The sequence below is a fragment of the Vogesella mureinivorans genome, assembly GCF_007644035.1.
GTDB classification, from domain to species: Bacteria; Pseudomonadota; Gammaproteobacteria; order Burkholderiales; family Chromobacteriaceae; genus Vogesella; species Vogesella mureinivorans.
Genome location: NZ_VMTV02000055.1, coordinates 1 through 340, shown reverse-complemented (window position 1 = coordinate 340; position 340 = coordinate 1). Strand labels below are relative to the sequence as shown.

Sequence of the window (340 nt, the reverse complement as noted above, 5' to 3'; positions counted from 1 at the left end):
GCGGTCGGCGGTGCCGGCGGAATCGCCAGACTCACGCCCCAGCCGACGATGGCCAAGCCGATCACGCAGACCGACACCCAGAGGTCGGCGTTCTCCAGCTGCATCAATGGCCCGCCGGCGAGGAAGCCGAGCAGGATCGCCATGAAGGTCGCGGCCTCGACCCAGGCATTGCCGCCGACCAGTTCCCAGGGCTTCAGGTGCTGCGGCATCAGCGAGTACTTGAGCGGGCCGAAGAAGGCCGACTGCGTGCCCATCAGGAACAGTACGCCCAGCAGCAGTTCGACCGAGCCCAGCGCGAAGCCCACCGCCGCCGCGCCCATGATCAGGATCTCGGCGAACT

1 pseudogene is annotated in these 340 nt (G+C 67.9%); it reads right to left on the bottom strand.

The window, feature by feature from the left end:
* A pseudogene (locus FLQ44_RS23455) lies at positions 1-340 on the bottom strand (glycerol acyltransferase); the annotation flags it as partial.